Annotated in this window: 2 protein-coding genes; both read right to left on the reverse strand. The window is 62.9% G+C overall.

The window, feature by feature from the left end; translation table 11 throughout:
• The coding region (locus AC0V2Y_RS26705) for a CapA family protein (RefSeq protein WP_475418398.1) at positions 1-369 on the reverse strand (369 nt) is incomplete at its 3' end.
• The coding region (locus AC0V2Y_RS26710) for a glycosyltransferase family 4 protein (RefSeq protein WP_475418399.1) at positions 366-1451 on the reverse strand (1086 nt) is incomplete at its 5' end. The genes AC0V2Y_RS26705 and AC0V2Y_RS26710, both read right to left, overlap by 4 nt.

A 1451-nucleotide genomic window follows, 5' to 3' on the forward strand; every position in this document is an offset into this window, starting at 1 on the left:
GAGCACATACTGCTGCTCCCCGACCTGGAATTCGCACCAAGGGTGTTCGCGCGTGCCGAACGCGGCAATGGCATTTGCCGCCAACATGGCCTTGCTGGACCCGATGCCGCCCACATAGTCCGAAATGTGGTTGTTGGCGAGGCCACAGGCGCGCACCTTGAGCGCCTTGAGCGTATCGATGACGCTGGCGTGCGAATACAGGTTGAACTTGTATTCGTTGTGCACGCTGCTCGCTTCGGCACTTGCAGCGAGGACGCCGCCTTCGAGGTTGACGACCATCTGGCCGTGCGCGCACAGGCGCTGCAACGCATCAAAGGCGAGCACATCGGCTTCAGGCCAGGCCAGGTCGCCGGCAACAAAAAGACTCATCGGGATACTTTCAAAAGATCTTGGTAGGCATCGGCCAGGCGGGCAATCGCTTGCTCCGTAGAAAATAGCTGACGGGTGCGCTGCATGGCCGCACGGGATAGCTCCGGCCAGCGCCCTTGCTGCCACAGGGCGGCAATGGCGGCCGCATAGGCGCCGGCCTCCGCGTCGAAAGGGACGACCATGCCGGCGGCGCCGATCACCGAGCGGTTGAAACCGTTATCCGTGGCGACGGGAACGCAACCCATGGCCATCGCTTCGGTCAGCGCGTTCGAGTGGCCCTCGCCATGGTGGCGTGTGGGGAAAATAAAGATGTGCGAGCGGCCCAGCGCTTCGAGCACTTCTGCCGACGGCAGCGACCCGAGCCACTGTGCGCCCACCGGCGCATACTCGCTGCGCAGATTGGCGATCAGCTGCGCGTCGCCCGGGCCGATGATGGCGATCTCGCAGTCCACTCCCTGTGCCTGCAGCAGTTGTGCCGTCTGCAAGGCGGTGGCGACGCCCTTTTCCAGGTTAACCCGCCCCACATACACAAGCCGCAGCGGCGATGTGCGCTCGCAAGAGCGTTGCGGTAGGCTGCCTGTCGCGATATGGTTGGGCAGATAAAATGCCTTGCCGCCTGTTGTCTCGGCAACGAAGGGCGCATAGTCCATGCCTTCGATCATGATCTGGTCTGCGCTGCACAGCAGGCGTCGGAACAGCCAGCGGTACAGGGGGCCGAGGCGGGCATAGTGCTTGTGCATGGAGCCGGCGCGAATATCATAGATCGTCTTGACGCCATGCCTGCGCGCCTGGCGCAGCAACAGGATTTCGCCGATTGCAAAGTGTTTGTACAGGCCCGTCAAGTGCAGGATCTTCGATTCAGGCCCTGGTTTGCTCATGGCGCGGATCTGCCGCCGCAGGGCCGCAAAGCCGCTCAGGTAGCCACGCAGTTTGGCCAGCGCGTTACCGCGCGGTTGAGGGTAATACAATTCATGCACGATGGTGCCGCCAGCGCGCAGGGCATCGATGGTGCGCCGGTTGCATGCTTCGTAGCCACCTACGGGCGTTGCGCCGGACAACGGGATGGGGCCGCAAAAGAGTAT

The sequence above is a fragment of the Janthinobacterium sp. BHSEK genome (assembly GCF_056174685.1).